The sequence below is a fragment of the Dyadobacter sp. BHUBP1 genome (assembly GCF_050587785.1).
Lineage (GTDB): Bacteria > Bacteroidota > Bacteroidia > Cytophagales > Spirosomataceae > Dyadobacter.
The window spans coordinates 42,536-67,743 of record NZ_JBOBIH010000006.1; the positions used below are offsets into that span (position 1 = coordinate 42,536).

The 25,208-nt window shown below is 49.3% G+C and carries 23 protein-coding genes; 8 read left to right on the forward strand and 15 right to left on the reverse strand.

Annotated features, from left to right (window positions below; all coding sequences use genetic code 11):
• The first annotated feature begins 41 nt into the window (after positions 1–41).
• Positions 42–1,157: a hypothetical protein gene (locus ACQ4MZ_RS22325; protein ID WP_430848663.1), complete on the forward strand. Its 1,116-nt coding sequence runs from the start codon at positions 42–44 to the stop codon at positions 1,155–1,157.
• A 72-nt stretch (positions 1,158–1,229) separates the two neighbouring features.
• Here ACQ4MZ_RS22325 and ACQ4MZ_RS22330 read toward each other — a convergent pair whose 3' ends face one another.
• The 3 genes from ACQ4MZ_RS22330 to ACQ4MZ_RS22340 all read right to left on the reverse strand — a co-directional run bounded on the left by ACQ4MZ_RS22330 (position 1,230) and on the right by ACQ4MZ_RS22340 (position 3,015).
• Positions 1,230–1,811, reverse strand: a complete 582-nt coding sequence (locus ACQ4MZ_RS22330) for a DJ-1/PfpI family protein (RefSeq protein WP_291206094.1) — start codon at positions 1,809–1,811, stop codon at positions 1,230–1,232.
• Between the two features lie 89 nt (positions 1,812–1,900).
• A complete protein-coding gene (locus ACQ4MZ_RS22335) occupies positions 1,901–2,542 on the reverse strand; it encodes an SCO family protein (RefSeq protein ID WP_430848665.1) in 642 nt (213 codons plus the stop codon).
• An 80-nt stretch (positions 2,543–2,622) separates the two neighbouring features.
• Positions 2,623–3,015, reverse strand: coding sequence for a hypothetical protein (locus ACQ4MZ_RS22340; RefSeq protein WP_430848667.1), 393 nt, complete (start codon positions 3,013–3,015; stop codon positions 2,623–2,625).
• 231 nt (positions 3,016–3,246) lie between these two features.
• Here ACQ4MZ_RS22340 and ACQ4MZ_RS22345 point away from each other — a divergent pair, with 231 nt between their 5' ends.
• From ACQ4MZ_RS22345 to ACQ4MZ_RS22355, 3 genes are all read left to right on the forward strand, one after another.
• Positions 3,247–3,831, forward strand: a complete 585-nt coding sequence (locus tag ACQ4MZ_RS22345; RefSeq protein WP_430848669.1) for a TetR/AcrR family transcriptional regulator — start codon at positions 3,247–3,249, stop codon at positions 3,829–3,831.
• Between the two features lie 74 nt (positions 3,832–3,905).
• A complete protein-coding gene (locus tag ACQ4MZ_RS22350; protein WP_430848671.1) occupies positions 3,906–4,316 on the forward strand; it encodes an OsmC family protein in 411 nt (136 codons plus the stop codon).
• A gap of 221 nt (positions 4,317–4,537) precedes the next feature.
• A complete protein-coding gene (locus ACQ4MZ_RS22355; protein WP_430848673.1) occupies positions 4,538–4,747 on the forward strand; it encodes a hypothetical protein in 210 nt (69 codons plus the stop codon).
• On the opposite strand, the gene ACQ4MZ_RS22360 is transcribed toward ACQ4MZ_RS22355, so the two are convergent.
• The gene (locus tag ACQ4MZ_RS22360; protein WP_430848675.1) at positions 4,737–4,952 is read right to left on the reverse strand and encodes a hypothetical protein; all 216 of its coding nucleotides are present in this window, start codon (positions 4,950–4,952) and stop codon (positions 4,737–4,739) included. The genes ACQ4MZ_RS22355 and ACQ4MZ_RS22360 overlap by 11 nt on opposite strands.
• 220 nt (positions 4,953–5,172) lie before the next feature.
• Between ACQ4MZ_RS22360 and ACQ4MZ_RS22365 the strand changes: the two genes are divergently transcribed.
• Together ACQ4MZ_RS22365 and abc-f are read left to right on the forward strand one after the other, a co-directional pair.
• The gene (locus ACQ4MZ_RS22365; RefSeq protein WP_430848677.1) at positions 5,173–5,673 is read left to right on the forward strand and encodes a methylated-DNA--[protein]-cysteine S-methyltransferase; all 501 of its coding nucleotides are present in this window, start codon (positions 5,173–5,175) and stop codon (positions 5,671–5,673) included.
• Between the two features lie 178 nt (positions 5,674–5,851).
• On the forward strand, positions 5,852–7,456 hold the full coding sequence (gene abc-f / locus ACQ4MZ_RS22370) for a ribosomal protection-like ABC-F family protein (protein ID WP_430848679.1): 1,605 nt from the start codon (positions 5,852–5,854) through the stop codon (positions 7,454–7,456).
• A gap of 55 nt (positions 7,457–7,511) precedes the next feature.
• Here the strand turns inward: abc-f and ACQ4MZ_RS22375 are convergent, their stop codons facing one another.
• Entirely contained in the window at positions 7,512–9,410 is a 1,899-nt protein-coding gene (locus ACQ4MZ_RS22375; RefSeq protein WP_430848681.1) for a DUF4139 domain-containing protein, read from the reverse strand.
• 156 nt (positions 9,411–9,566) lie between these two features.
• On the opposite strand from ACQ4MZ_RS22375, the gene ACQ4MZ_RS22380 reads away from it, so the two are divergent.
• On the forward strand, positions 9,567–10,481 hold the full coding sequence (locus ACQ4MZ_RS22380) for a pirin family protein (protein ID WP_430848683.1): 915 nt from the start codon (positions 9,567–9,569) through the stop codon (positions 10,479–10,481).
• Between the two features lie 84 nt (positions 10,482–10,565).
• Here the strand turns inward: ACQ4MZ_RS22380 and ACQ4MZ_RS22385 are convergent, their stop codons facing one another.
• The 8 genes from ACQ4MZ_RS22385 to ACQ4MZ_RS22420 all read right to left on the reverse strand — a co-directional run bounded on the left by ACQ4MZ_RS22385 (position 10,566) and on the right by ACQ4MZ_RS22420 (position 20,656).
• Positions 10,566–11,384, reverse strand: a complete 819-nt coding sequence (locus ACQ4MZ_RS22385; RefSeq protein ID WP_430848685.1) for a helix-turn-helix domain-containing protein — start codon at positions 11,382–11,384, stop codon at positions 10,566–10,568.
• Between the two features lie 15 nt (positions 11,385–11,399).
• Complete coding sequence (locus tag ACQ4MZ_RS22390; RefSeq protein ID WP_430848687.1) at positions 11,400–12,287, reverse strand: oxidoreductase; 888 nt, start codon at positions 12,285–12,287, stop codon at positions 11,400–11,402.
• Positions 12,288–12,375: 88 nt separating this feature from the next.
• Entirely contained in the window at positions 12,376–13,053 is a 678-nt protein-coding gene (locus tag ACQ4MZ_RS22395) for a GNAT family N-acetyltransferase (RefSeq protein ID WP_430848689.1), read from the reverse strand.
• Positions 13,054–13,383: 330 nt separating this feature from the next.
• A complete protein-coding gene (locus ACQ4MZ_RS22400) occupies positions 13,384–14,205 on the reverse strand; it encodes a helix-turn-helix domain-containing protein (RefSeq protein ID WP_430848691.1) in 822 nt (273 codons plus the stop codon).
• A 162-nt stretch (positions 14,206–14,367) separates the two neighbouring features.
• The gene (locus ACQ4MZ_RS22405) at positions 14,368–15,078 is read right to left on the reverse strand and encodes a hypothetical protein (protein ID WP_430848693.1); all 711 of its coding nucleotides are present in this window, start codon (positions 15,076–15,078) and stop codon (positions 14,368–14,370) included.
• 411 nt (positions 15,079–15,489) lie between these two features.
• Positions 15,490–16,626 (reverse strand): sensor histidine kinase, encoded by a 1,137-nt coding sequence (locus ACQ4MZ_RS22410; RefSeq protein ID WP_430848695.1) that lies wholly within the window; start codon positions 16,624–16,626, stop codon positions 15,490–15,492.
• A gap of 8 nt (positions 16,627–16,634) precedes the next feature.
• The gene (locus ACQ4MZ_RS22415) at positions 16,635–17,438 is read right to left on the reverse strand and encodes a LytR/AlgR family response regulator transcription factor (protein ID WP_430848697.1); all 804 of its coding nucleotides are present in this window, start codon (positions 17,436–17,438) and stop codon (positions 16,635–16,637) included.
• A gap of 59 nt (positions 17,439–17,497) precedes the next feature.
• A complete protein-coding gene (locus ACQ4MZ_RS22420; protein WP_430848699.1) occupies positions 17,498–20,656 on the reverse strand; it encodes a lantibiotic dehydratase in 3,159 nt (1,052 codons plus the stop codon).
• A 227-nt stretch (positions 20,657–20,883) separates the two neighbouring features.
• Between ACQ4MZ_RS22420 and ACQ4MZ_RS22425 the strand changes: the two genes are divergently transcribed.
• On the forward strand, positions 20,884–22,017 hold the full coding sequence (locus ACQ4MZ_RS22425; protein WP_430848701.1) for a hypothetical protein: 1,134 nt from the start codon (positions 20,884–20,886) through the stop codon (positions 22,015–22,017).
• Positions 22,018–22,104: 87 nt separating this feature from the next.
• Here ACQ4MZ_RS22425 and ACQ4MZ_RS22430 read toward each other — a convergent pair whose 3' ends face one another.
• Together ACQ4MZ_RS22430 and ACQ4MZ_RS22435 are read right to left on the reverse strand one after the other, a co-directional pair.
• The gene (locus tag ACQ4MZ_RS22430; RefSeq protein WP_430848703.1) at positions 22,105–23,376 is read right to left on the reverse strand and encodes a T9SS type A sorting domain-containing protein; all 1,272 of its coding nucleotides are present in this window, start codon (positions 23,374–23,376) and stop codon (positions 22,105–22,107) included.
• 7 nt (positions 23,377–23,383) lie between these two features.
• Positions 23,384–24,901: a tail fiber domain-containing protein gene (locus tag ACQ4MZ_RS22435; RefSeq protein WP_430848705.1), complete on the reverse strand. Its 1,518-nt coding sequence runs from the start codon at positions 24,899–24,901 to the stop codon at positions 23,384–23,386.
• Positions 24,902–25,208: the final 307 nt, after the last annotated feature.

Consider the following 25,208-nt stretch of genomic DNA (forward strand, 5'->3'; position numbering starts at 1 on the left):
GAGGCGTATACTCAACCCCAGGAACATTCACCAAATCCGTAATGAAAAAATTACTACAATCGTCACTCGCATTGCTGGTTTCTCTTTGTGCCAGCCAAAATACATTTTCCCAAGGCTGTGTCGCCATCCGCGGCACAGGTAATGCGTGCATGATCGCGCACGCCGACAGCAGCAACCACAGCCAGTGGGTTGTGAGTGCCAGCGGCCGTTACTTTAAATCCTTCCGCCATTTTTCCGGACCCAATGAGAACAAGGAACGGCTCGTCCAGCACACCGAGGTAATCAACCACACGGCGTCGGTCGACATCAATATTATGCGCATTCTGAATGACCGCTGGTCGTTGATGGTCGATCTCCCGATCATTTCAAATGCCCGTTCTTCACTTTACGAACACGGGCTCGTGAATGGCTCCAACAAGTTCAACGAGCGGCACAGCATGCATTCGTTTGGTATCGGCGACCTCCGCATCGCTGCCTACCGCTGGCTTTTCGATCCTAAAAAGAGTTACCGCGGCAATATCCAGCTAGGCTTGGGGCTTAAACTGCCTACCGGCGATTACAACTATCAGGACTATTGGTACAATGTAGGCCCGAACGGCACAAAAGAGCTGCGCACTGTCGACCAATCTATCCAGTTGGGCGATGGCGGAACGGGTGTTACCGTAGAGTTGAATACATTCTATAATATCTTTCACAACTTCGGCGTATACGGTAACTTCTTTTACCTCGTGAACCCGCGGGAGCAAAATGGCGTACGCACATACCGCGAAACCCTTTCGCCCCGCCTTGCCAACGAGGCTATTATGAGTGTACCCGACCAATACATGGCACGCGGAGGGTTCAGCTATTCGCTCACCCCGATTTTGAAAGGCTGGGCCGTGTCTGCGGGCGCCCGCCTGGAAGGAATCCCCGTGCACGACCTCGTTGGCGGCAGCGGTGATTTCCGTCGCCCCGGTTACGTGTGGAGCGTGGAGCCCGGCGTCACCTATTCGGGTGAAAAGTTCAGCTTCTTCGCTACGATACCCGTTGCATTTGTCAGAAACCGTACCCAAAGCGTAACCGACAAAGAATATTCGGATAAAACCGGCGTCTTTACGCGGGGCGACGCCGCATTTGCCGATTATTCGATCAATGCAGGTGTTTCTTTCAAGTTTTAATTCAAATTAGTACATTATCAAAAAGGCTGGACTTGCATCCCAAGTCCAGCCTTTTCACTTCAAAAACCTTTTTTAAATACCGCTGATCTGCACGCCGAGCAGTTTGTAGAACTCTTTCAAAATGGCCGGGTGACCAGGCCACGCGGGGGAAGTAACCAGGTTCCCATCCACAACCGCCTGATCCGCCGGGATGTTCTTCCACGTCCCACCAGCCAGTTCGATATCAGGCCCGACGGCTACATAAGCTGTCAGTGTACGGCCCTGCAGCACCTTTGCGGCGGTAAGTATCTGGATTCCGTGGCAAATGGCAGCCACCGGCTTGTTGGCTTCAAAGAAATGGCGGGTAATCTCCAATACGCGCTTGTTGAGGCGCGTGTACTCGGGCGCACGGCCGCCTGCAATGTAAAGCCCGTCATAATCAGCCGGATTGATACCATCAAAATCGGCGGTAATCGCAAACCGGTGGCCTTGTGTTTCCTTGTACGTCTGGTCACCTACAAAATCGTGCACCGCGGTGGGTACAGTGTCACCCTTTTGGCGGTCGGGAGCGAGCGTATCCACTTCAAACCCGACAGAAAGCAAGGCCTGGTAAGGCACCATAGCCTCGTAATCTTCTACATAATCCCCTGCGAGCAACAGAATTTTCTTCGACATAATGGTTTAAGGTTAGTGATTAAAGAAGTTTTACTGCACTTAAAGCTACATGAAAATCGGCCTCCTGGTTCCTCCGGAGGCCGATTTCCCTATTCATATTCTTTGAGCAACGTCCGGATATCCCGGATGAGCTCGTAGGTACCTTCGTCGGTAGTTCCATCGTACATGCCGCGGATGTGGCGGTCCTTGTCCAGCAGTACGAAATGCCCGCTGTGCAGGAATCCCCCCGGCGATTTGGCGTCCTCCGCGGCAGTAATCAGGTAATGCCTCTGTCCTATGTTGTAAATTTTCTCACGGTCTCCGGTTACAAATTGCCAGGTTGCATTGCTTACGCCCAGGTCATTCGCATAGGTTTTCAGCACCGCGGGCGTGTCATGCTCGGGGTCGATGGTGTGGGAAAGAATGCGGACGGTCGGGTTATCCTTCACCTCGTCGTACACTTTGAGCATATTCTTTTTCATCACCGGGCAGATCGTCGGACAGGTGGTGAAGAAAAAGTCGGCGACGTAAATTTTGTCTTTGAAATCCTGTTCGGAAACAATTTTGTTGTCCTGATTGGTGAATGAAAAAGCAGGGATCGATGGGTAATCCGTTTCCTCAATGGTTTTTCCTTCGACCGTTTTAACAACGGTTTGAGGCTCGCCCAGATAGGGTAGTTTGCGGTCTTCGCAGGCAGTCAGCATAGCCGCTGCCAGCAGACCGACGATGATGCTTCGGTTATGCACGCGCATGATAAGTTTGGAAAATAAAGAAATGGAATGATGGGCGCTGCCCCGGGCCGCGCCATTAGAAAACCTTCAAAAGTGGCTGATTAAGCCAACGGGGGATGGAAAATATCCGCAGTTGCCATGCGGGAAAGGAATGGGGAAATATAGCTGAATGTTACCGTCAACCTTCCTTCAAAATGTTCCGGAGTTTTGAAAATGAAGGGCTTACCGGTGTCCAGAGCCTGAAATAGCAGATTAGCCATAAACGTTTGCTCCGCCCGGCGCTCGTCCTGTTTTTTTGCTTCGACAATCTTTTCGGCCAGGTAACATTTACCTTCACAGACCACGATCGGGTTGTCACGGTTTACGCATAGATTAGCGATGATATATTCCTTCCGCAATTCATAATCCAGGTACACCAAGGGAACGACCCATGCTTTGATAAGCATCAGGAGCGTGAACCCCAGGGTAGTCCATTGTTTTCCGGCAGCTTTCAAGAAATGAGAAGCAATTTTTAATGATGTATAAACGCTTCACAAAGCTAATGTCCGATGTTTGAGATACCAAATCGGTTATCCGAACATCTCCCATCCCTTCCTCCCCTTCCTCCTTCATCCTTTCCTCCCCACCCATCCAATCCAGTTGAAAAATTTTTCAAAAATATTTTCATCTTTATTTTGTACCAATCGGTAAAGTATTATACATTTGTAACATCAAACAAAGCAACAATGGCAGGCAGACCTAAAATATATGACGAAACAGCGATCCTGGACAAGGCGGTGGAAGTCTTTTGGAAGAAAGGATATGCCAACGCGACTGCCGACGACCTGCTCAGTGCCATGGGAATCGGAAAAGGCAGTTTTTATTTCGCATTCAAAGGCGGCAAGGAAGAACTGTTCCGGAAGTCGATGGAACGGGTCGTCGAGCTGAATTTCAAAGCTATCCGCGACGCGCTCACGACATGCGCTGATCCGGTCCAGTTTATCAAAGATTTTTTCCTGTCGCTTACAGGAAATGAGTCTCCGGTTGGTAACAAGGGCTGTTATTTCGGTAATGCGTTGATCCAGGTATCGGCCGACGATGCCGGTCTGAAAATGATTGCCGCGAAATACCTCCACTTGCTCGAAGAAATATTCACGGAAGCCATCCAGAGAGGTAAAGACCTGGGTTTGCTGCAAACCCAGGAATCCGCCGACACCCTGGGAGCTTACCTGGTGAATCTCTGGAATGGCATCAATGTGACACGCAGAATGGAACCCGACCAACTCAAGCTTGCTGAACTGGTCCGTATGAACCTGAAAATCTTAACCTGAATTTTTTTATTCAATTTTGTACCAAATAGTACAGTTTATTTCAAACCATTTTTAAATTATAAATTCTAAAGATCATGAAACGCAAAGCAACAGCCGTATGGAATGGTGATATCAAAACTGGCGCCGGACATATCACAACGGGCAGCACCGTACTCAACAAAACGCAATACTCGTTCAACAGCCGCTTCGCCGACGGCATCGGCACCAATCCGGAAGAGCTTCTTGCCGCAGCCCATGCGGGATGTTTCACAATGAAACTCGACCTTGACCTCACCCAGGCCGGTTACACGGTCGAATCCCTGGAGACGCAATCGATTGTTACGCTGGATAACGGCAAAATCACCAGATCTGAACTTACGCTTCAAGCCAAAGTTCCGGGTATTTCAGAGGAAGAATTCCAGGTTATTGCCAAGGGAGCCGAAGAAACCTGTCCGGTAAGCCAGGCATTCAGTTTTGAAATCGTGTTGAGTGCTACGCTGGTCTAGTTGATCAGGTAACTTAATGAGCGGTCTGCACCTGTAATGATCCAGGTGCAGGCCTTCATTTTTTTAACCGTTTGGTAACTGTTAAATGAATTAGTTGAAAATAAATACTACAATAAGCAACTGAAATTGAGGGGTTAAAAGATATTGAAGTTCTATGTGCGTTCTTTACTTTTGTAACGAGTGCTAGGCAATTTATTAAATCAAACAAAACCACACTACTTATGCAATCCTCCATCACAACAACTAAAAAACAGTGCAGCGGAGATCAATGGAGCTCCCTCATTCCTTCACTTATTTCTACCTCTATGGGCGCCGCCGTGATTGGCGGCAGCATTGCCAACATTTCTGGCGCATTGGTCGGCGGCGCATTCGGGGTTTTCATCGCGCTTTGTTCCGAGCACAAAAACAGCAAAGCATCCATCAGGAACTGAACTTAACTTGGTTGATGTCTTGAACGCTGTTGTCAGGGATGTTCTCGCTCCCAGGATCATCTTTGTATTGGCCGGCCTGGGAAGCATTGCCTATCTTTTTACATTCTGGTTTCAAAATCGTTTTATTCAAACCAATCTCCCCGACCTTATCAGCACCGGGTTTCAGATTGTATCCATTACTAGCGGTTTCAAGCTCGTTCTGCATGTGTTTATGGATTTGTGTAGACCCGAGGCGGTAATGGAAATGGACAAATTCTATACTGGCTACGGTGGTGCAGCGGTTTTATGGATTTCTATTACGACTTTGAGAAAGCGGTTTAAAAATCCGGATTGCTGACAAAATCCGGATTTCGCGATTCTACATCCTGAGAGCCCGAACCAATAAAATCTAGTTTGTTGTTGCATAATGACGAAACGCAACAAATATGGGTACCTGCTTCAAAAGAATGGCATCGCCTACGGGCACATTGACGCTGATCGCCAGTGAAAAAGGACTGCGGGCAGTGCTTTGGAATTATGATCCACGAAAATCGGATATCGACTGCCGCGTGGAAGACCCAGACCACCCGCTCCTACTCGAAGCGGAAAAACAACTGAATGAATATTTTGCTAAAAAGCGCAAAACGTTTTCCCTGAAACTCGATTTCATAGGCAGCGATTTTCAAATACAGGTTTGGGAAGCATTACTGACGATTCCGTTCGGCGAAACGAGGACGTACGGTGATATTGCGAGGCAAATCGGCAACCCCGATTCGGTAAGGGCTGTGGGAGGCGCAGCCAACAAGAACCCCATTCCCATCATAGCACCTTGTCACCGGGTAATAGGCGCCAACGGCAAGCTCGTCGGTTTTGGCGGCGGGCTCGAAAATAAAGCACTTTTGCTTGAATTGGAAGCGCCGTATCGCCAAACGAGCTTGTTTGACTAAAATGACGATTGTACAGTAACCGATTGTTTATCTATTGAGCGTTCGGGATTAATTCCTATCTTTGCATCATTATTCACCAACCGGAAACACCAGGTGTAGGAGATCATTTCTTTCAGGAAAATAAATGCACGCGGCCGTGACGGCGGCTGCTATTATTCATTCTCAAAAGAAATTTTCTATGCTTTTTTTGCAAGGTGTTACGTACGCACACCCGAACCGGGATGTGCTGTTTTCTGATATAAATCTTACTGTCAATAAACAGGATAAAATCGCGCTTATAGGTAACAACGGTGCGGGAAAATCTACTTTGCTGGGCATTCTGGCGGGAAGGTTAAAGCCTTCGTCCGGAACAGTGGGAGCAGATTCGAAACCCTATTTCGTTCCCCAATTATTTGGCCAATATAATGCGCTGACGGTTGCTGAGGCTTTGGGCGTTCACGACAAATTACTGGCGCTCCGGGAAATCCTGGAAGGGCATTTGACAGATATTAACCTCGAATTGCTTGACGACGATTGGGGCATTGAGGAGCGCTGCCAGGAGGCTTTCGCACATTGGCAACTTCATGGCATTGCACTTTCCCAACCCATGGCCGAGTTGAGTGGCGGGCAAAAAACGAAAGTTTTCCTGGCGGGTATCATGATTCACGAACCTGATATTGTCCTGCTCGATGAGCCCAGCAATCACCTCGACGCCCGTGGCCGGACACTTTTGTACGACTACATCCGCTCGACCGGTAATACGCTCGTTGTAGTGAGCCATGACAGGACGCTCCTGAATTTATTTGATACCGTTTGCGAGCTAAGCAGGCGGGGAATCACCATGTATGGCGGCAACTACGATTTCTATGCAGAGCAGAAGGAGATCGAGAATGAAGCGCTAAACCTCGATGTGAAAGCGAAAGAAAAGGCACTCCGCAAGGCCAAAGAAGTCGAAAAGGAGTCGATGGAACGGCAGCAGAAGCTGGATGCACGCGGTAAAAAGAAGCAGGAGAAGGCGGGCCTACCCACGATCGTCCAGAATGCATTTCGCAATAATGCGGAGCGGAGTACCGCTCGAATGAAAGGTATTCACGCCGAAAAAGTGGGTGGCATCGCGCAGGAGCTCAGCCATCTGCGCAGCGAACTCCCGGCGCTCGATACAATGAAAGTCGATTTTGACAATTCCTCCCTGCATAAGGGCAAAATTCTGATCACGGCGGAACAAGTCAACTTCACTTACAATGCGCAACCGCTCTGGCGCGATAACCTCAATTTCCAGATCACCAGCGGTGAACGCATTGCGATTAAAGGCGCCAACGGGTCCGGTAAGACGACATTGATACGCATGATCCTGGGCGAGCTTCAACCTGTCACAGACGCAGGAACACCGGCCATTATGGAGCGGGCAGACTTCAAATCGATTTACATCGACCAGGATTACTCACTGATCAACAACACATTGACCGTCTACGAGCAGGCACAGCAATTCAATTCTGGCGCATTGCAGGAACACGACATCAAGATCCGGCTTAACCGATTTTTATTTACCCGCGAATACTGGGATAAACCTTGCGCCAACCTTAGCGGCGGCGAGAAAATGCGGCTCATGCTCTGCTCACTGGCCATCGGCACCCAAGCCCCGGATATGATCATCCTCGACGAACCGACCAACAACCTCGACATTCAGAACATCGGCATACTCACCGCCGCGATCAACGAGTATCGCGGGACATTGCTGGTAGTATCGCATGATGCACATTTTCTGCGGGAGATTGAGGTTGAAAGGGAAATCCTGCTGAGTTGAGCGAGTTTAACTTACTTTGCCAGGCACCAGAGAATGCGGGCTCCTAAACGAGCCTTCATTCTCTGGTTACATAGGCATTTTTTGGATATTTGACTGCATAACGCAAGTTTAGTTCTTTGCTTTCGCCTACGGGTAGTGACAAAGCCCATGTCAACTCGCCGGTGTTTTCGTCCAGTTTAGCGTCCGGCGCTGATTTATCGAAAACCTCGATATCCTTGCCCGGCGCTAAGGGGTATTGATCCTTCACCACGATTCTGACAGGTGTCTTTTTAGTGTTTCGTAAAACAATGCGGTAGGTACGGTTCTCCGTCACGCTGCTACCCAAAAACTGCTTTTTAGTGTAACTTTTGACCTGCTCACGACGCACAAGCACCGATTTATCCGCGCCAAACGACAAACTGAGCGTGTCCCGCGCACGAGCCGGATCGAAACGGGTCTTCCCAACGTAGCTGTTTTCGAGGTACAGGTTTACGTCTCCCGGTAGCAAATGCAGGTTCGACCATGACGGCAGGTAAGCATTCAAAAACGCCTCTTGCCTCACTTTTGGAACTGCAAGGTATTCATAATAGCTGTCGGAAATTTGTTCCGTCTTCAGATCGGCGGTGTAAGTTTTACCGTCGGACAACAAGGTGTAAGCGACGGGAATTTCGTAGGTTACGCTGGTAGGGGCTTCCCTTTCATGGGTATTCAAATAAATTGATTGCTTTTTATCTGCTCCCATCTTCCCAACTCTACTCTGAGAGATGCCGGTTACACTTCCCCCATAACCAGCAACAACCACCTCTTGCAATTCTTGAATATCCTCCTGCATAATCACGTCGACACGGCGGTCCGTCACCGGCTTGGACTGCATCTGATATCCGATAAATGAAAAATCCAGGATCCGTTTCGCCACGGGCAAATTCGTAGGAATTGATAGTTGATAAAAACCATTTATATCAGTATTGGTACCAACATTAGTTCCTTTAATAGCCACTGTAGCTGCGGGAATCGGTCGGTTTTCCGCGTCTTTTACAAATCCGCTCACTTCACTAATGCTGCCTTCTGCCGGGAGATCGTCTCCCGAAGCGGTGTTATACTGGCTATAATCATTTGGCGAGCCCCAATACCAGGCCTTCAACTCGGGCGCGAGTGCTCTGTTCCTCGGATTCGCGGTGGACAGTATCATCTTTACCTTCTTCCAATCCTCCCCCGAGTACTGGAACATCCCTGCTTTGAATTGTAGTGACAATGGCGTCGACAGATCCGTCAACTTTGCATCGTAGCTCGGGTACCAGCCCGCGTCGGGCAAATAATAGCTCAATTCCAGTTTCACCTGGGCCACCTTTTTCGCAGAAACGGTCACTACGATTTCCATTGTAGCTTTTTGCGAATCCGTAAGGAGCGGCGTGAGCTCCTTTCCCACTGCCTTCAGGCTATCATCCCACTTCTTGATATTATCGGCTATTTCAAGCTTTTTCTGCAAGACCTCAATGAGTCTTTTGCGTTGAAAATCAATAGCTTCTTTTAGTTCCAACGTCTTCACTGCCACTTTATCACCGCCCAAGTGCTGGTTTTTAATGAGCATTTCTTCTTCCTGTTTATAAATCTGTTCCATACCGCGCTCGAAGGCTATCTTTTCTTTAAAGGCTTCGCTTTTAGCTTCCAATTGCTTCATTGTCTTCGACTTCTCCCCTTCCTGATTGTAATTCACTCTAGGCAAAACCGATAACACAGTTAAATCGGCCAACCCGGAAAGCCGGATACTTTCCTTATCCAGCGAACCAGACAAGCCTTTAAATACCAGTTCGTGCGTACCTTCATCCAGCGTCAGAGAGATGTCCCTCATTACTTCCGCACCATTTCGGTAAATCGTGACTTGCCTGACATTGCTGTTTACTACTTGTGTCTTTTGCGCAAATGCCTGATACGACAAAAAAGCCATAACAGCAATGCTAAGGAGAGATATTCGCATGTCGGATTCGATTAAGGTGAGTCGGGATTGTCTTGGTATAACCTTCAAAAAGTAATCAAAAACAGTAGAATACAAATGCTTTAAGTAACCCGTACTTAACAAAAGGCACTTCTCACTTATCCTGCATTCCCTTATCTTTAACCAAAAAATTACGTGATGCTGGATATCGTAATCGAAGCCCGGAAGGCGGCAATCAGTGAGTCGGTGGTGGTGAAGCGGATACTTCCTTTTCGCCTCAGAAGAATGGTCGGGCCGTTTATATTCATGGATCATGCGGGGCCGTTGGAATCGGTTCCCGCCAATCCGTCGTCGATGGATGTGCTGCCCCACCCGCATATCGGACTTTCGACAGTGAGCTATCTGTTTGACGGACAGGTCACCCATCGCGACAGCACTGGCGTGCAGCAGGTCATCAAGCCCGGAGAGGTGAACTGGATGACAGCCGGCAGTGGTATTGCGCATTCGGAGCGTTTCGAAGATCCTGCGGCGCTGGCCGGCGGGCTGGAAATGATCCAGACGTGGGTCGCGTTACCCGAAAAGGATGAAGAATCCATCCCTACTTTCAGGAACTATACCAAAAGTGAACTGCCCGTATTTACCGACAAAGGTGTGTGGATGCGGCTCATTGCCGGCGACGCATTGGGCTTGTCCAACGGCGTCGAAACGCTTTCGCCGCTGTTCTATCTGCATGTCGTTTTGGAGGTGGGCGCTACTTTTCGCATTCCGGACGGATATTCCGAGCGGGCTATTTATGTAGTGAAAGGCTCGGTGGAAACCGGCGGCCACTTTTACCAGCCCGGGAAAATGCTGGTTTTCAACAAGAATGCCGAGCCTATCGTCAAAGCCCGGGAAAATACCACGCTGATGCTGCTCGGCGGCGAGCCGCTTGGCGAACGTTTCATTTGGTGGAACTTCGTGTCGTCCAGAAAAGAGCGCATCGAGCAGGCTAAGGAGGATTGGAAACAAGGGCGAATTCAATTACCACCCGCCGACGATCACGAGTTTATTCCATTACCCGAGGATTACTCACGCCCCGCTGGTGCCCCTCCCGGACCGGAACCACTTTCCTGATATGCATACAACAATACCGTTTTGCAGATTTCCTGGCATTTCAATGTACCAGGGAAATCTGCAAAACGGTTACACCTGCACTTTTCAGCCTGCCAGCCGCGACGGCGGTACGCCAAACATCTTTTTAAACGCAAACGAAAAATGCGAAAGGTCTTCGAAACCGATTTCGAGGTACACTTCGGAGGCGGCACGTCCCTTCTCTCTGATCAGGTAATGCGCTTCCTGCAATCTCCGCTGTTGCAGCCAGCGGCTGGGTGAAGTGTGAAAAATATGTTCAAAATCACGCTTGAATGTCGCCAGGCTCCGGCCCGTCAGGTAAGCAAAACGGTTCATTTGCACATTAAAATGAAAGTTCTTATTCATAAATGCTTCCAGGTCGATCTTACCCGGCTCACTGAAATCGAACAAAATGTCTTTCATCGCCGGCGACGAACGCAAAAGGATCATAACTGCTTCCCGCAGTTTCAAGGCCTGTAAATCCCCGTCTATCAGCTGATCGTCCTCACAGTAAGGCATCAGCGACTCCATAAATCCCTTCACCAGCCCGCCTCCTTTCAATGCAATAACCGATCCCGCTTCCTGACTTCGCGAGTGGTCGGCCTGATATCCGTGCTCCATGGCGAAACTCCGCAGTGTTTCCTGGTCCAGGTAAACAGAAATGGATTTGAAAACGCCATCTGCGGGTGGTTGTTTGATGAATTTCAACAGTTGATTACGCCTCGTAAACCGGTAATCCCCTGGTTTGAAAACGTACTCCTGCTCTCCGTTATTAATCGTGAGCGTCCCCGAAATCTGGTAGCTGAACACATGCTCGGGCGCAAACTGCTCCCCCTCACGGTTCCGCGTGAAATAGCAGGAATACGCGATGGGGGATTTCTGTTTGTTGGATTTAAGATCGGCCATGAACAAAGTTAGCTATTAGGCATTCTTTTTGATGCCCGAATACCATTTGCCCATGGAGGTTTCTAAAAAATCCTCCGACTCGTCGTGGTCGGTGGAAATGCTTACTTCCTCCCAGGCTTCCATTTCTGCCTTCCGGGCTTGGTCGGCACTTTTCAATATGCCGATCGCCTCGCTGCCGAGTACAAGGTGAACGGGCGGCGCGGGATGCACAGCCAAAGCCACCATCACGTCGGCAGCCTTTTCAGGATCGCCCACAGGCACGAATTTGCCGGATTTGAAATAATCGGTACGCTGGTTGACCATTTCGTAACCCTCGATCTGACGGGCGTAAGTCATGGAAGCGCCCGCCCAGTCGGTGCGGAAACCACCCGGCTCCACGCTCGTCACATGAATGCCCAGCGGTGCTACTTCCTTGGCCAATGCTTCGGTAAACCCACCCAGGCCGAACTTCGCCGCCTGGTACATGGTAAGCCCCGCATTGCCGACACGGCCTCCTATCGAACTGATCTGCAAAATACGGCCTCTCCCCTGCTGACGCATATAAGGCAACACCGCCCGGGTGATTTCGATCGGCGCATAAAGGTTTGTTTCCAGCTGGCTGCGAACCTGCTCGTCGGTATAAGCCTCAGCAGCACCGATGATACCGAAACCGGCATTGTTCACCAGCACATCGATGCGTCCGAAATGCGAAACTGCATCGGCCACCACACTGTACACCTGCTCGTAATCCGTTACGTCCAGCGTTACAGGATAAATCTGATCGCCATATTGCGCAACGAGGTCATCGAGCTGCGCGATATTCCGCGCTGTGGCAACCAATTTATCTCCACTTTTCAAAACTGCTTCTGCAAGGTTGCGTCCCAATCCGCGGGAGCTGCCTGTAATAAACCATACTTTTGTCATTGTCTTGGTATTTAAGTACAATGCAAAAGTACCTCACGCCGCAGGGCCCGACTTTGCTGAAAAGCTCAGAGTTGCTTTGTTAAAAAGCTCATCGTCTCAACACGTAAAAGTATATTTCGGTGCGGATCTCAAAACCCAGCGATTCGTACACCCCTATTGCACGCGCATTGTCCGCCTTCACATGCAGGAAAGGCTGTTCGCCGTTCTGCTGAATGCGGCTTGCCTGCCGGAGCAACAAATGCCTGGCGTATCCCTTACCGAGGTGATCAGGATGGGTGCAAACGGCGCTGATTTCGGCATAACCTTCCGGGTGCATCCGCTGGCCAGCCATTGCCACAAGCTTGCCATCGTCGAAAATTCCCTCGTAATGCCCGAAACGAATAGTTTCATCTGAGAATGGACCGGGAGCGGTAAGGCTGGTCAATGCTACCATTTCGGGCACATGTTCAAGGGTGAGCGGAATGGTCTCCGGGCCATTCGATCCCGGATTTGCCGTACCACGGTAAAGCATCTGGTAGCCGGGTACCGCCGCCAGAAGTTGCCATGGAAGAGGTATCTGCACGTTTTCGTTGCTTACAAATATCACGTTGTTATCGAACGGAATAGCATCGTACAATGCTGTCATTCCTTCCAGAGCCGGGCCTTCCACCGCTACGAAGGGCGAAACTTCGGGCAGGAAATATGCCGAACCTCCCTGCACATTTCCAAGCGCGCGATTGTGCGTGCGCAATGCGTACCAGGCCGGATTGTCGAGGATTTGTTTCATTTCAAATAGTCTATGCTAAGGCTGACTCACTTTGGCCAACCTCGTCCATCGGTCAACAACCGCCGGCCGGGCTTTGTTACATATTCAGCAATAAAAAACAAAAAAGTGGCTGCCATAAAAAAGCAGCCACTTTTGCCAAAACACACGAAAACACTATTCGAAACAGAAGGCCGCAAAGCCACTTCATGCAAGTCAATAATGGGTTGTCAAACCCATATTTTGCGTACGCAAAATTGATATCACAAATATCGGAAAAGCGGCTCCGATCGACCCGCACGATCTGTCCGAAGGTTAGGACAATCTGAACATCCGCCCGATTTACCTCACCGGCTAACGGGCACCTGCGCGGAACTCCTCCGGTGTGAGGCCAGTCTGTTTCTTGAAGAAGCGGGCAAAATAGGATTGATCACTAAATCCTAACCCATAGGCAATTTCCTTCACCGAATGCTGCCGGTGATACAGCTCCCGTTTCGCTTCAATGAGCATGAGCCGGTAGAGCAGCTTGCTCACCGTCGTTTTCATTTTTTCACGGAGCAGCTCATTCACCCTTTTGGGGGTAAGACCTATTTCCCGGGCATAAAATGCGGCCGACTTTTCCTGCCGGTAATGCATTTGCATCAATTGGAACAGCCTGACCAACCGATGATCTTCGGCTCCGGCTACCCTGTGATTGCGCTTTCCGAAACGATAAAGATGGGTAAGATAGGCAGTCGTATATTTTAAAAGCAGTGTTAGATCCGCAGCACCGGCGCATTCGAGGAGTATCAGGTCAAAGAGGTGCGTCAACGGCTCCTGCATCTCAGCGGGTATGACAAACGCCTCGTTCTCAAATGGCAGAAAAAGCTGACGTAAATGCGGCTCATCGATCCGGTCGAAAATATCGTGCGCGAACACGATCGTACGCGCACGCGGGAGCCTGGCCGCAGGAATAGAGTGAACCTGATTGGGTGCCAACAGAAACACCTCGTTAGCCCTAACCGGGAATGATTCGAAGTCGATATGGTGGGTACCGCCGGTCTCTGAAAACCAGACAATGGCAAAAAAGCTGATGCGGTGGCTCGGCGCATGATCCCCCAACGTGAGGCCGCTATCCGACGCCATAAAACGTGAGGACGGTAGTTCATGAATTGGGAAATCGGTATGGTGTAGCATCACTTTTTGAACCTCGTTTTAGAAGCCTCCGGCATGTCCGACGGCAAGAATACGCAATTACTGCGATAAACGGCCAAATCTCACATCGCAGGATTAGCTACGACATCTGGCTCTTTTCCCAAAATATAGCATGCACAATACCTGGGCAAGCGGCCAATCTTTTCAGTTGAGATTCAGACCGACCGTCAAACCCAGGTAGGGTTTACCCTGATAAATCCAGTATTGCTGGTTGTCGTCGAGTAGGTGATCGATACCGAGTGCCAACCCGAAATTCAGCTTTTCGACGCCCATGAGGATACACAGCGCTTTCGACCAGATAAATCCGTCGTATTCCACATTGATATTATCGTTCGTCACCCAGGGGTTCATCGGCGTTACACCCACGCCCGTTGCCAATCCGGCTGAAAATCCAAGATGCGTCACCCTTTGGCTCAGCTTGCCGATCGGATTGCGCTTGTAGGAAAGTTCATACGTGTCATTCCTGTAACCTATATACAAGGCGCCGTTGAGGTGATTACTCAACTGCGGGGTGAAGGAACTTGTGGAGGGGCGGTATTTAAAAGGTATCGTAAGTACATCGAGGTCGAACGTGTTCTTCCAATATTTGCTCGCCGCAATTTCCTTATCGACAGCACCTCTTGGATATACCTCTGGTTTCAGGCTCTTGCGATCGGCCCTGGCCGTTTTCCAACCAGCTTGCAAATGATACACCAGCACAGAATCGTCGGCGTTCTCGACGTAAACCAGGGCTTTCCGGTTGTCCTCGTTCGTCTTGTAGACGCCGTCCGTCAACTTGTATTTGGGGCTGTCCTTTAATGCGCGGCAGGACGACAACGCCATCACTACCAATGGGAAATAGTAAATTTTGTTCATGGAAATCCAGGGGTAAGCTTTTGCCACTCCTCTTAAAGATCTATGCCACTTGCATTCGATTGCCCTAAACACAACTGCCGGAGCCTCGCAAAAAGGAAGCCCCGGCAGTCGGTTTTCTTAACGAGACAGCTAACTTCTACATCAGAATTGTTCTACATGATGCAGTGCTGGTGGTAGTTTCTGAACGCGAAAAATCTCTGTTACCACCGGCCCTGGAAATATTGTTGAGCCGTGCCACCGTGAATCTGATTAATTCAAGCTTTGTCTGGAATCGTGCCTGTGCTTTCATCGGGCTATCGTTGTTTACGGGTTATTACTTGCCCGAAATAACCCGACAAAAGCGTTCTTTTTAAACATTTTATACCAATAACCATCAACGTTCGACCAAAATGCGTCCTCCTTCGTTTGATGCTAGCCCACCGGAATTTGTACCGAAACGTTAAACTCTGTTTCCGTTTCTGATTTTTTAACCTTGTACTGTCCGGGGTAGTATATTCCCAGCCTTCTTTCTAGATTAGCTAACCCGATGCCCCCGCTTCCCGACTTGCTTCGTAGCGGTTGTGATGGTTTGCTATTGGTTATTTCAAACATTAACAAACTATTTGAAACGTTAACCAGAATATCAACAAACGAATCATGGCGGGTCGAATGCACACCATGTTTGAATGCATTTTCAACCAGGGTTATTAGCGAAACCGTTGGAACACGATAGCTATCCTTGACTTCTCCATGCTGCTCTACATTGATGTGACAGCGGCGGTTGCTTCTCATCGATTCTAGTTCAATATACAAATTCATATAGGCCAGCTCCGTTTCCAGTTTGATAAACTCATCATTCATCTCATACAGGGAGAAGCGCAATATTTCAGAAACTTTCTGGAGATATTCAGCAGCATCTTCCGAGACCGGCAATACCTTCGCATAGGCGGCATTCAGCACGTTGAAAACGAAGTGCGGATTGATCTGCGACTTCAACGCTTTCAACTCCATATTGCGGGCATCGTCTTCGATTTTTTGTCGAATAAAGCGCTCATTTGCAGCAAATTTTGCGGTTTTCAACGCGGCAGGCAATATAAAGAATTGCACCTCAGAAATGTCGCTGCTAATCACCAACCAGGTATTTGGATCCCGGAGATTGAAGGGAGCAAGATACATGTTCGCAAACATCCTGTATCTCTCGGTCATGTTTTCCAACCCCAAATAATAATCCACACCCCGGTATAGTACCACTGAAAACATATGGTTGATCGCAAGTGCAAGAATGAAAAGGACTAGAAAAAGTAAAAAACCCTTGATGTAATTGCGGAGCAGATAGTAGAGTCCGACGCAGATATAATATTCAGGTACTATTTTCAAAAAATAGAAAAAACTTGCAATGGTAACAGTCGGATCAGCATTCTTCTTTAAAATCGTGGGCAATGCATAGGAGTAATGCAGCAAAATGAACAAGACCCAGAAAAGAACGTGATAGGAAATTCTTAGTTTTTGCGTTCGGGGAAACAGCAGCCTTTCTATCAATGATCCCCTTTTTGTAATATCGTTGTTCATTCAGCGAGTTATCTTTCTGTCAATTGGCGGAGCACCTCGTCGCGGGTGGGGGACACGGCGATCGACACTTTCATGCCGTTCAGCATGGTAACCATGTTTCCTTCTATCATCTTGATCATATTGCGGTTAACAATGTAGGACCTGTGTGTGCGTACGAATGTGGGTGAAGGCAGGCGGGTCGTCATGGCCGCCATGGAAGCCAACGTAACCAGCACTCCGTCGGTATAGTACACTTTAACATAGTCTTTCAATCCTTCCACAAAATAAATGTCCTTAAACCAGACACAATACATCTTGCGATCGGCGCGAATCCACATATATTCTTCCTGCACGGTCTCTGGGCGCTGTTCGGAAGGTTGCGGGGCTGGCACCTGCTGGCGATCCGCCACATCATCAGCGGCCGGCTCAGGAACCGACCGCACCCTTTCACGTGTCAAATGGCTGTCACCTATCAACCTCCTGACCTTCGTGACAGCCTTCAAAAACCGGTCGAACCCGATGGGTTTCAACAAAAAAGCGGTAACGTCGAATGAAAAACCGTCCACTGCATACTCAGGATAGGCGGTGGTCATGATCACGTGCGCATCCGGGGCGTGAACGATATTCAGCAGGTCAAGGCCCGACAGCTCAGGCATATTTACATCCAGAAAGATAATATCCGGCTTAACCTCCGGGATCATTTCCAGCGCCTCCAATGCATTGTAGCAACTTCCTGCGTAGGTCAACCAACTGAGTTTCGAGATCAGAAATTTAAGGACTTCATGAGCCGGTTCCTCATCATCCACAATGAGGCAACTAATTTTCCCTGTCATACTTAAACCGAGTCCGGGTAGTAACTTATGAACTTACTGCCCGCGCAAAGCAAATTCCGCTAGGCACAAACAAATGTCAAATGTGCCACTTTTTCCCTTCTTGCCAACTTAGACTCGTAATATTTTTTCAAATAATGATACACAACTAGCTCATGTTCACGCTGTTGAGCAACAAACAGCCTATTTAGGAACATATGGACCAGGCTACTGGCGAAGTGATTCAGAGAAATCTCGTTGCGAGGCAAAATCACCGACAGCGAAGCTCTGATGTGGATAGACCGCTTTTCAAGTAATGCTACGATGTCTTCGATACCGTTCAGCGCATCGTGCTCCGAGTCTAAAAAACTCCTGATTTCCCCAGTATGCTGGCGATATTTGTTGTTCAACTGGACATTCAGACAGGTATCTCCCCGAAACTCACGAAAGAAGCGCTCCTGCAACTGCTCGACGAATGCTTTTTTTTCTGTTAATGTTAAACCCAGGTCGTTCAGGAGCATATCCACTCCCCTCAGTCCTGTCAGCCACCGAAAATGCTCACCTTCGTCGCCCGAAAGCCTATTCAAAAGACCAGCCGTAGCAACGCTATCGGCAAAAAAAATGGATTCGATTTCCTCAAATGCCTGATGCCCGTATCGTTCCAGCTCACGCTTGTAAGTATCGAGCTGTATTTTGTGAACGGTCCCATTGCTCAAATACGGCTCCATCAACACATGCAATTGCACGAGGACAGTCTGCCAGAACGATTTATCGCTACCATGAAAAAAACGCAGCCGGATATGGTTGTCGGGGTCACCGTAGCGGATAAAAAACCATTTTTCGATGACACTTTCAGCCAAAAGACGGTCGGCAAACGGTTTAATGACCGATGTCAGCAGCCGATCAGCCGTGCGGGTCCCTGCGTAGATTTTCACATACAACCATTCACTACCCGTCATAAAATCGCGTCTGACGGCGGGCCGGGCTACCGATTGCTGCTCCCCACCTTGCCTGGGCAACGAGGAATCTTTTTTGTGCAAAAGCGGCAATAGAATCTCATTCAAATAGTTTTCTCCGTCCTTGCCCAGGAACCCGTTCTGTTCATACTCGGGAAACTCTGTCAACGTAACTTTGTCAAACTTCCTGATAACATCGGAAACTATCTCCACTGCAAAATCGGAATCTCCGTCGATCAGCAATTCGCTATCCCCTTGCCGGAGCTGAACAAAACGCGGAATGTTAAATGCGCTCCTGAGCACACGCCACTCCCTGGCTGTCAGGAAGCTGCTTCCTACAAGGTTCACCACCATCTTTTTATCAATATTCCAGGTGGCGCGGCTTAATATCCAATGCTTGTATTCAACGCGCGGCAAGAAAGTATGGGAAGCAAGATGCCCCCATTCCCAGCCCAGATAACGGTAATCATGCTGGTAGGTGAGCTCGCAGAGGAAACGGTACACCGGCAGCCCATCAGAGAAATTATGGGCATTGGTAAGTCGTGGAAAAACACGTTTGTTCAACCTTTTCGACCGCAATATCACCTCCCCGGAAACTGATACCGACACCATCAGGTCTTCCGGCAGGATCTGGTTTTCGCGTGGCATCGTGGAACCGGAGAGATAGGGTATTTCAAACTCCCGCAAATGCGGGCGCATGAGCACATTCCCTACGCGCGCCTCGGGCAGGTGCGCGATTTCTGCATACACCCCTTCTTCACCCAGTGCTTCCTCCTCGGCGACGGCGCTCTTCACCCATTCGGATAGCTGGCTGTTCCCGTGGCAAAACCGCCCGATCAGTTTCAGGCCCGAAGGCCCTCCCATCGCTTTGAATGCGAATTTGAAATTTCCATTATCGACATCCTCCTGCGAACCGGCAATGATATTTCCAAACAGGTAAAAACTATCCGGCGTCTGCGCAGTGTTGTCGACCCTCTTTCGAAATTCATTCAAAATATTATCTGTGAGGCAAATGCGCATCGTCTTATCTGCCATAGATTGCAGAAAGAGCCTGTCCCGAAGCTCCGCGATCGCAGAGACATCCGCTTGCTCAGATTTAGGTCGCCCAGGCCATTGCATATCGTCCAGCAACGGGAGGTTATCAGCCCTCCCTGCTATGGCGTCGCCATAACCGATTCCGGTTTCACAGTCCAGCACTTCCAGTAGCGGCATTTCGCGTCGTTCATACCTTGCCAGAAATCTCTTTTTGAACAGATCCAATTCCGGTATCGGGTTCCGGTAGCCCAGGCATGCCAGATTCTGATATTCCCTGGTCAGCGTAGCCACCGCATTCTCATGGATAGTACACGATTGTGTTTGAAGAAAAAGGTCTGTCTGCACCAGATCCTTGCTGCCTGTTGTAGCAAAATGCTTCGCCAACACGGCTTCTACCTCCCGGTATTTATCCACGCTCTGTTCACCCGATTGGAGCAGGTTGGCAATTTTGTTCAGTTGTTCCAGATCCTTCGCTGCTCCTGCTATCCCACGTAATTTGTCGACAATTGTAAAAAAGAACTCTCCGCCGGTGACGGTCGCCGCGAGCTCGGAAACAAGAATTTGTGCATGGATGATCGCGTCGACAAATTGCTCCGCTTCCTCCTGGCTAACATCTTCGCACACAATGCAATCCACCAACTCATGTATAGCAGCGCCATCGTGGGCCGTGGCAATAATCTTGTCCAGATAGGCGTCGCGATCTACCGACGCCAGTATGTACAGCCTTTTTTTATTATTTAATGTACTTTCCACATAGCGGTAAGTGTCGCCAATCGGGTAGAGACTTGTATTAGGGAAAAACTTCACCTCATTGCGAATGGTGCTTTTTTGCAAAAGCCCTTCCGACAATTCGGCAACGTAATTCATGTCCAGCCGCACATGTTTACGAAATGGCTCAGCCTCGTCGAATGCAATACGGGTTTCCTGTCCCAGCTCACCCACAGCACATCCGGCAAAGAGGCCGTACGGAGTGCTGCGGGAGGTCATCCTGACGAGGTATTTATATAAAGTCTTTAGCAACTTGTCTACGCCGGTTCTAACCCGGCCCTCGATCAGCCCGGTGAACGAATGATATAATTCCGGCGAGGCTACATAAAGCGCCTCCAACATTGATGATTGCGAGAAAAAACGGATCAGTTCCCGCTCGAACAGCTCCGGCCGGTTGCCGGCCCGCTCATTGAATGTATAAAGAACGCTTAACGGCAGCCGGGGGCGTCTCAACACGAAGAATCCTTGGGATACAATTGACATATAATAGGAAGGTTTACAATCTCTGGATGAAGCTACCCACCAGAACTCACTGAAACCAAACTATTTATGCCAACGAGAATATTTTATCGACAAAGCTCCCGATACACACGTCGGTCATTCCCGCATGCTGTTTTGCAGTTCGTCGAACTAGATACATGGTTGGTCTAAAAAGTTCAGATCACACTCCCGTTTGTATTCACATTTGTGTATAAAAACCAACGGGTATCATGACGACATCAACAGGAATATCGGGGCTTTCGGCGATGATCGCTGCTGCTAAAATCGATGAGATCTACGAAGTTGTAAGTACACACAAAAAACAGCTGAGCAGTTTCGGTTTTACCCGGGGGTACCTCGGCGTTTCTGTTTTCACTTATTTATATGCGGTACATTCCGGCAAAAAGCAATACCTCGATGCCGCCCGGGATGCATTCGATCATGCCTGCGACCTGGTCGATAGCGATCCGCTGAAAGCTTATCCGCTGGACTTCGCCAGTCTGGGGGCCGTCGCGCAATACCTCTGCCAGGTGAATGTGCTGGACCTTGACCCCAATGTTTTCCTGAGCGATATCGATGCTGTTCTGCTCAAAAAAATGCGTTCCGAACTGTATATCGGGAACCTGGGAGATTTTGACAGCGGGGCACTCGGGTATGGCATTTACTTTCTTCAACGGAGCTATTTCAACAGAGCATTGGCACAACCGGTTGTGGATGAACTTGTTCAGGGCATTGTGCGCTATGCAATATCCACGGGCGAGGGTTGTTACTGGAAATCGGGATTCAGTGGACGCCATTCGAAACCTGCCGTGTTCTCCCCTGCCGAAAATACAGCGGTGCTCATTTTTCTGGCACGGGCAATTGACATGGGCCTTTGCCCTGCCGACTTCCTGGAAGGGGTCGTCAATGAAGCAGTCGTTTATATAGAAAATCAAGAGATCGACGCAAATGCGGAAACCGGTTATGCGCTACTCCGTGTCGGTGCCGCATTCGGCAACCCTTCCTGGACGCGGGAAGGACTGGAAATGCTGAGAAAATTTGCAAAACGCCGACAAGGACATCCGAGCTCTACCCGAGATGCCGGAATACAAAACGGTGCCGCCGGCCTCGCATTACTTTTCGATCGCATTGCACGGCTTACCTACGACCAAACGCTTGAAAATGCCGCCGGCTTCTGGTACCGGCAAATCCTGCGGTTCGATATCCATCCCGACGGATTTGCGGGTTATAAAACGCCTGAAAACTCCTGGAACATGCAAAAAAACCTGGCGTTTGGCGAGGGCATCGCCGGCATCGGGAGTGCATTGGTGAAAGCGCTGCATCCCGAAAAAGTCGACTTCGACGACCTTATCTGGCATTTCTGACATAACGCTTCTTCAACATCCTAAGTAAATAGCGCCGGAGAAATTCCCCGGCGCTATTTGCATAAAAAGATTTAACACATGAAGCAATTATTTTGCTACAATGATCTTCTGCGACCTCACGCCTCCATCCTGGTTAACGACTTTCACCAGGTACATACCGGCACTAAGTCCGTCGACCCGGAACGTGCCACCTGCCGTAATGCCGGTTTCCTTCACAGTTTTCCCATTCATATCGATCACCGAAACGCTTTTCACATGATCCGCATGCTGAATGTACACGATGTCGCGTGCAGGGTTCGGATAAGCGAGCTGGTTAATGTTATCGAAAGTCACGCTTTTGATCGAACTGTAAGCGAATGTTGCGTCTTTATCCACCATTTTCAGGCGGTACAGGTTTTCACCGGCTAAGGGAGCAGTATCAGTAAAGGTGTATTTCACCAGCACTTTGCTTTCTCCGTTAGATGCCACAGCGCCTATCCTGTTCCAAACTTTACCATTCGCACTGCGCTCGATCTCAAAGCGGTCACTGTTGGTTTCAGCGGTAGTTGACCAGGCGAGTGAGGCCGTCGAACCTTCCTTCCGGGCTTCGAATGCAACCAGTGTGACCGGGAGCGCGATATTTGCTCCGAACGTGAATGCCGAATAGTTGTCGGGGATGACGCCGATAGCGGTAATACTACCCGTGCCGGCCAGTGTACCGGTGGTACCGCCCGCTTTGCCCAGACTTTCCCATTGAGAGGTAGCCGGATTGTACCCCACAATGATCAGATTCACCATGTTCGAGCTCGCGAGTGTGTTCAGATTGCTGGCGGCGTCCCAGGTAAGGGTGATGTTGACCGGCCCCGCGCCGTCCAGGTCCCAGTATTCCACAGCACTTACACCGGTAACATCGGAGTTCATGTTCGTCAGCGGAAACGGTGCCCCTGCTGGCAAAGTAGCCGCACCAGCGCTTTCTGACCAATATGCCGCCTTGTATACGCCAGACGTTGCAGGAGCTGAAATTCCGATTGTACGCAGTTTTGTGCCGTCACCGATTGGGAACACAAATGCACTGTTGCCGTCCTTGGACACGTAACCGTCGACATGGTTTGCATCATCCTGGCCAGTATAGGAAGCGGTAGTCCCGAAGCCCAGAATACCGGGTGACAGGGCACGGTTGGCTTTAATGATGCCAGGTTGAATGCCCGCACCGCCTGTGAGGAAAGTATGCGTACCGAACACGGTCATCTGCGTGCCTTCCGAGATGACCGTATTTCCCTGGCTACTCGACTGCGCGGCCGCGGGGTCGGTCATTAGCGTGAGCGACAGGCACAATGCCGCGCTCAGGCCAAAGAGCTTTTTATGGATGATTTTGCGCATAATTCACTCATTTTGAAATGATAGCCTCAGATTTCTGCTGTTCGGCATTGCCCAACATCGCTTTGATGCTGGCTACCTCAGCTTTGAGCGCATTCATTTCGCTCAATTGCACTTTCAGTGCGGCGATTTCCTTTTGCTGATCTTGAACGGCTTTTACGAGAAGTGGGGTGATTTTACCATAGTCAACCATCCAAGGCTTTTTACTGACATCATCACTACCTTTTGTGACAGCGTCAGGGAATACCTTGAAGAGATCCTGGGCGATAAAACCAGTTATTTGCGTTTTTGTCTCGTCATTGATGTAATTGTAGTCCACCACACCAACTTTCATGAGGTCTTCGATTGAGTAATGCGTGTTTTTAATGTTTTCTTTCAACCGACGGTCAGAAGTTAAATTATAGGAAACGCCTGTACCTGTGCGCGAAATACTTCCTATCGGATTGGGCTGGTTACCAATCACGAATTCAACAAAGTTTTCTCCACTAGCAGAACCCTTTCTGGCCAAAATCATGTTTGCGTTTTCGCCAGAAGCCTGATTGATGATTTGAGCCCTATCATTGTCGGATGGAGCGTAAACAAGCATTGTCCCATTTGTTCCCGAAGTACCAGCGACAAGACCATTTCCAGTTGCATTTTCAGCTCCGGAAAATATTACGCCGGCAACGTGCAAGGGCCGTGCTGGGGTAGACGTACCGATTCCAATCTGGCCGTTTTTATTCATAACCATCCGCATCACATTAGAACTACCACTGCCAGTCTGGAAGGCAAGCGCACCTTCATCGCCGGCAGCATCATTCCGAACACCAATTCTAAACTGGTTCAATTGAGTAGACGTATTGGTAAAATCAATGGCGCCTCCCGCGTTCGCACCCAGCGTCGGCGATCTGTAAAGTTGTAGAATGCCACCCGGCGAAATGAGCGTCTTACCCAAGTTATTTTCGCGCAAGGCTACAATTTGCCCTCTTCGGGAAATCAAACCGGTCTTGTTTGACCCCGCATCGCTGGTCGTTGTAAGTCCAGAGTAAAAGGGGGTACTGGCCGGAGCACTGTATGGGTCCCAGGCGCCATTTCTGCAAATCCATTGCTGGCCTTCGGTGGCACTTCCCTCCAAAACATCTACCCAAATATTTCCTTCTGTACAGCCTCCGGTCGCCGGTGCCGGGCCATTTTCATATTGATAACGATCAGGAGAAATTTCACTTACCAGTCTTACCCAGCGGTTACCGTCGTAATAATACTCGCCCGGTGAGATCCCATTATCGCCAGCGACAGTGGCCGTATTGTACACATGCATGCCCGCTACGGCGTTGTCGACCGGTGCTTTGGTACCAAGGCCCTGAAGTGCGACCCGAGGCAACAAAAGCGCCCTAGTAGCACTTTCCAGCTCTAGAATCGAACTTGGATTAATCGAATTCGGGTTATCCCCGATCTTCACCTGTGCCATCAAAGGCGAACCGACAAAAAGCAAACCGGTGGTAACTCCAAGTGCACCGGCAGTGCGTGTTAGTAGTTGTTTTACTTTCATTGTTCAATTGGTTTTAATTAATAATCATTGAAAACAGTATGGAATTGAAAGGGTGATTAATGCTGGATAAAAGGATACACCGCTACCGCTCGAAAACAGGGCTTTGCCGCCTGCTTTTAAATGGACATAGACGATCTTCTCGTAAAATGAATGGGGCTTAAATCAGGCCGCCGTCCCGAAGAACAGGGGCCTTGTTTGTTGCATACCTGCGATGCAAACTATATCTACAAAGTAGCGGGAAAAATGTATCCGATTCGATGGACGGACAAGGCGAAGCGAACCCAGCAATCGTACAATAAACTCATTT

Coding starts and splice junctions, on each gene's coding strand:
- ACQ4MZ_RS22325 (WP_430848663.1), top strand. CDS start 42: ATGAAAAAATTACTACAATCGTCACTCGCATTGCTGGTTTCTCTTTGT.
- ACQ4MZ_RS22330 (WP_291206094.1), bottom strand. CDS start 1,811: ATGTCGAAGAAAATTCTGTTGCTCGCAGGGGATTATGTAGAAGATTAC.
- ACQ4MZ_RS22335 (WP_430848665.1), bottom strand. CDS start 2,542: ATGCGCGTGCATAACCGAAGCATCATCGTCGGTCTGCTGGCAGCGGCT.
- ACQ4MZ_RS22345 (WP_430848669.1), top strand. CDS start 3,247: ATGGCAGGCAGACCTAAAATATATGACGAAACAGCGATCCTGGACAAG.
- ACQ4MZ_RS22350 (WP_430848671.1), top strand. CDS start 3,906: ATGAAACGCAAAGCAACAGCCGTATGGAATGGTGATATCAAAACTGGC.
- ACQ4MZ_RS22355 (WP_430848673.1), top strand. CDS start 4,538: ATGCAATCCTCCATCACAACAACTAAAAAACAGTGCAGCGGAGATCAA.
- ACQ4MZ_RS22360 (WP_430848675.1), bottom strand. CDS start 4,952: ATGCAGAACGAGCTTGAAACCGCTAGTAATGGATACAATCTGAAACCC.
- ACQ4MZ_RS22365 (WP_430848677.1), top strand. CDS start 5,173: ATGGGTACCTGCTTCAAAAGAATGGCATCGCCTACGGGCACATTGACG.
- abc-f (WP_430848679.1), top strand. CDS start 5,852: ATGCTTTTTTTGCAAGGTGTTACGTACGCACACCCGAACCGGGATGTG.
- ACQ4MZ_RS22375 (WP_430848681.1), bottom strand. CDS start 9,410: ATGCGAATATCTCTCCTTAGCATTGCTGTTATGGCTTTTTTGTCGTAT.
- ACQ4MZ_RS22380 (WP_430848683.1), top strand. CDS start 9,567: ATGCTGGATATCGTAATCGAAGCCCGGAAGGCGGCAATCAGTGAGTCG.
- ACQ4MZ_RS22385 (WP_430848685.1), bottom strand. CDS start 11,384: ATGGCCGATCTTAAATCCAACAAACAGAAATCCCCCATCGCGTATTCC.
- ACQ4MZ_RS22390 (WP_430848687.1), bottom strand. CDS start 12,287: ATGACAAAAGTATGGTTTATTACAGGCAGCTCCCGCGGATTGGGACGC.
- ACQ4MZ_RS22395 (WP_430848689.1), bottom strand. CDS start 13,053: ATGAAACAAATCCTCGACAATCCGGCCTGGTACGCATTGCGCACGCAC.
- ACQ4MZ_RS22400 (WP_430848691.1), bottom strand. CDS start 14,205: ATGCTACACCATACCGATTTCCCAATTCATGAACTACCGTCCTCACGT.
- ACQ4MZ_RS22405 (WP_430848693.1), bottom strand. CDS start 15,078: ATGAACAAAATTTACTATTTCCCATTGGTAGTGATGGCGTTGTCGTCC.
- ACQ4MZ_RS22410 (WP_430848695.1), bottom strand. CDS start 16,626: ATGAACAACGATATTACAAAAAGGGGATCATTGATAGAAAGGCTGCTG.
- ACQ4MZ_RS22415 (WP_430848697.1), bottom strand. CDS start 17,438: ATGACAGGGAAAATTAGTTGCCTCATTGTGGATGATGAGGAACCGGCT.
- ACQ4MZ_RS22420 (WP_430848699.1), bottom strand. CDS start 20,656: ATGTCAATTGTATCCCAAGGATTCTTCGTGTTGAGACGCCCCCGGCTG.
- ACQ4MZ_RS22425 (WP_430848701.1), top strand. CDS start 20,884: ATGACGACATCAACAGGAATATCGGGGCTTTCGGCGATGATCGCTGCT.
- ACQ4MZ_RS22430 (WP_430848703.1), bottom strand. CDS start 23,376: ATGCGCAAAATCATCCATAAAAAGCTCTTTGGCCTGAGCGCGGCATTG.
- ACQ4MZ_RS22435 (WP_430848705.1), bottom strand. CDS start 24,901: ATGAAAGTAAAACAACTACTAACACGCACTGCCGGTGCACTTGGAGTT.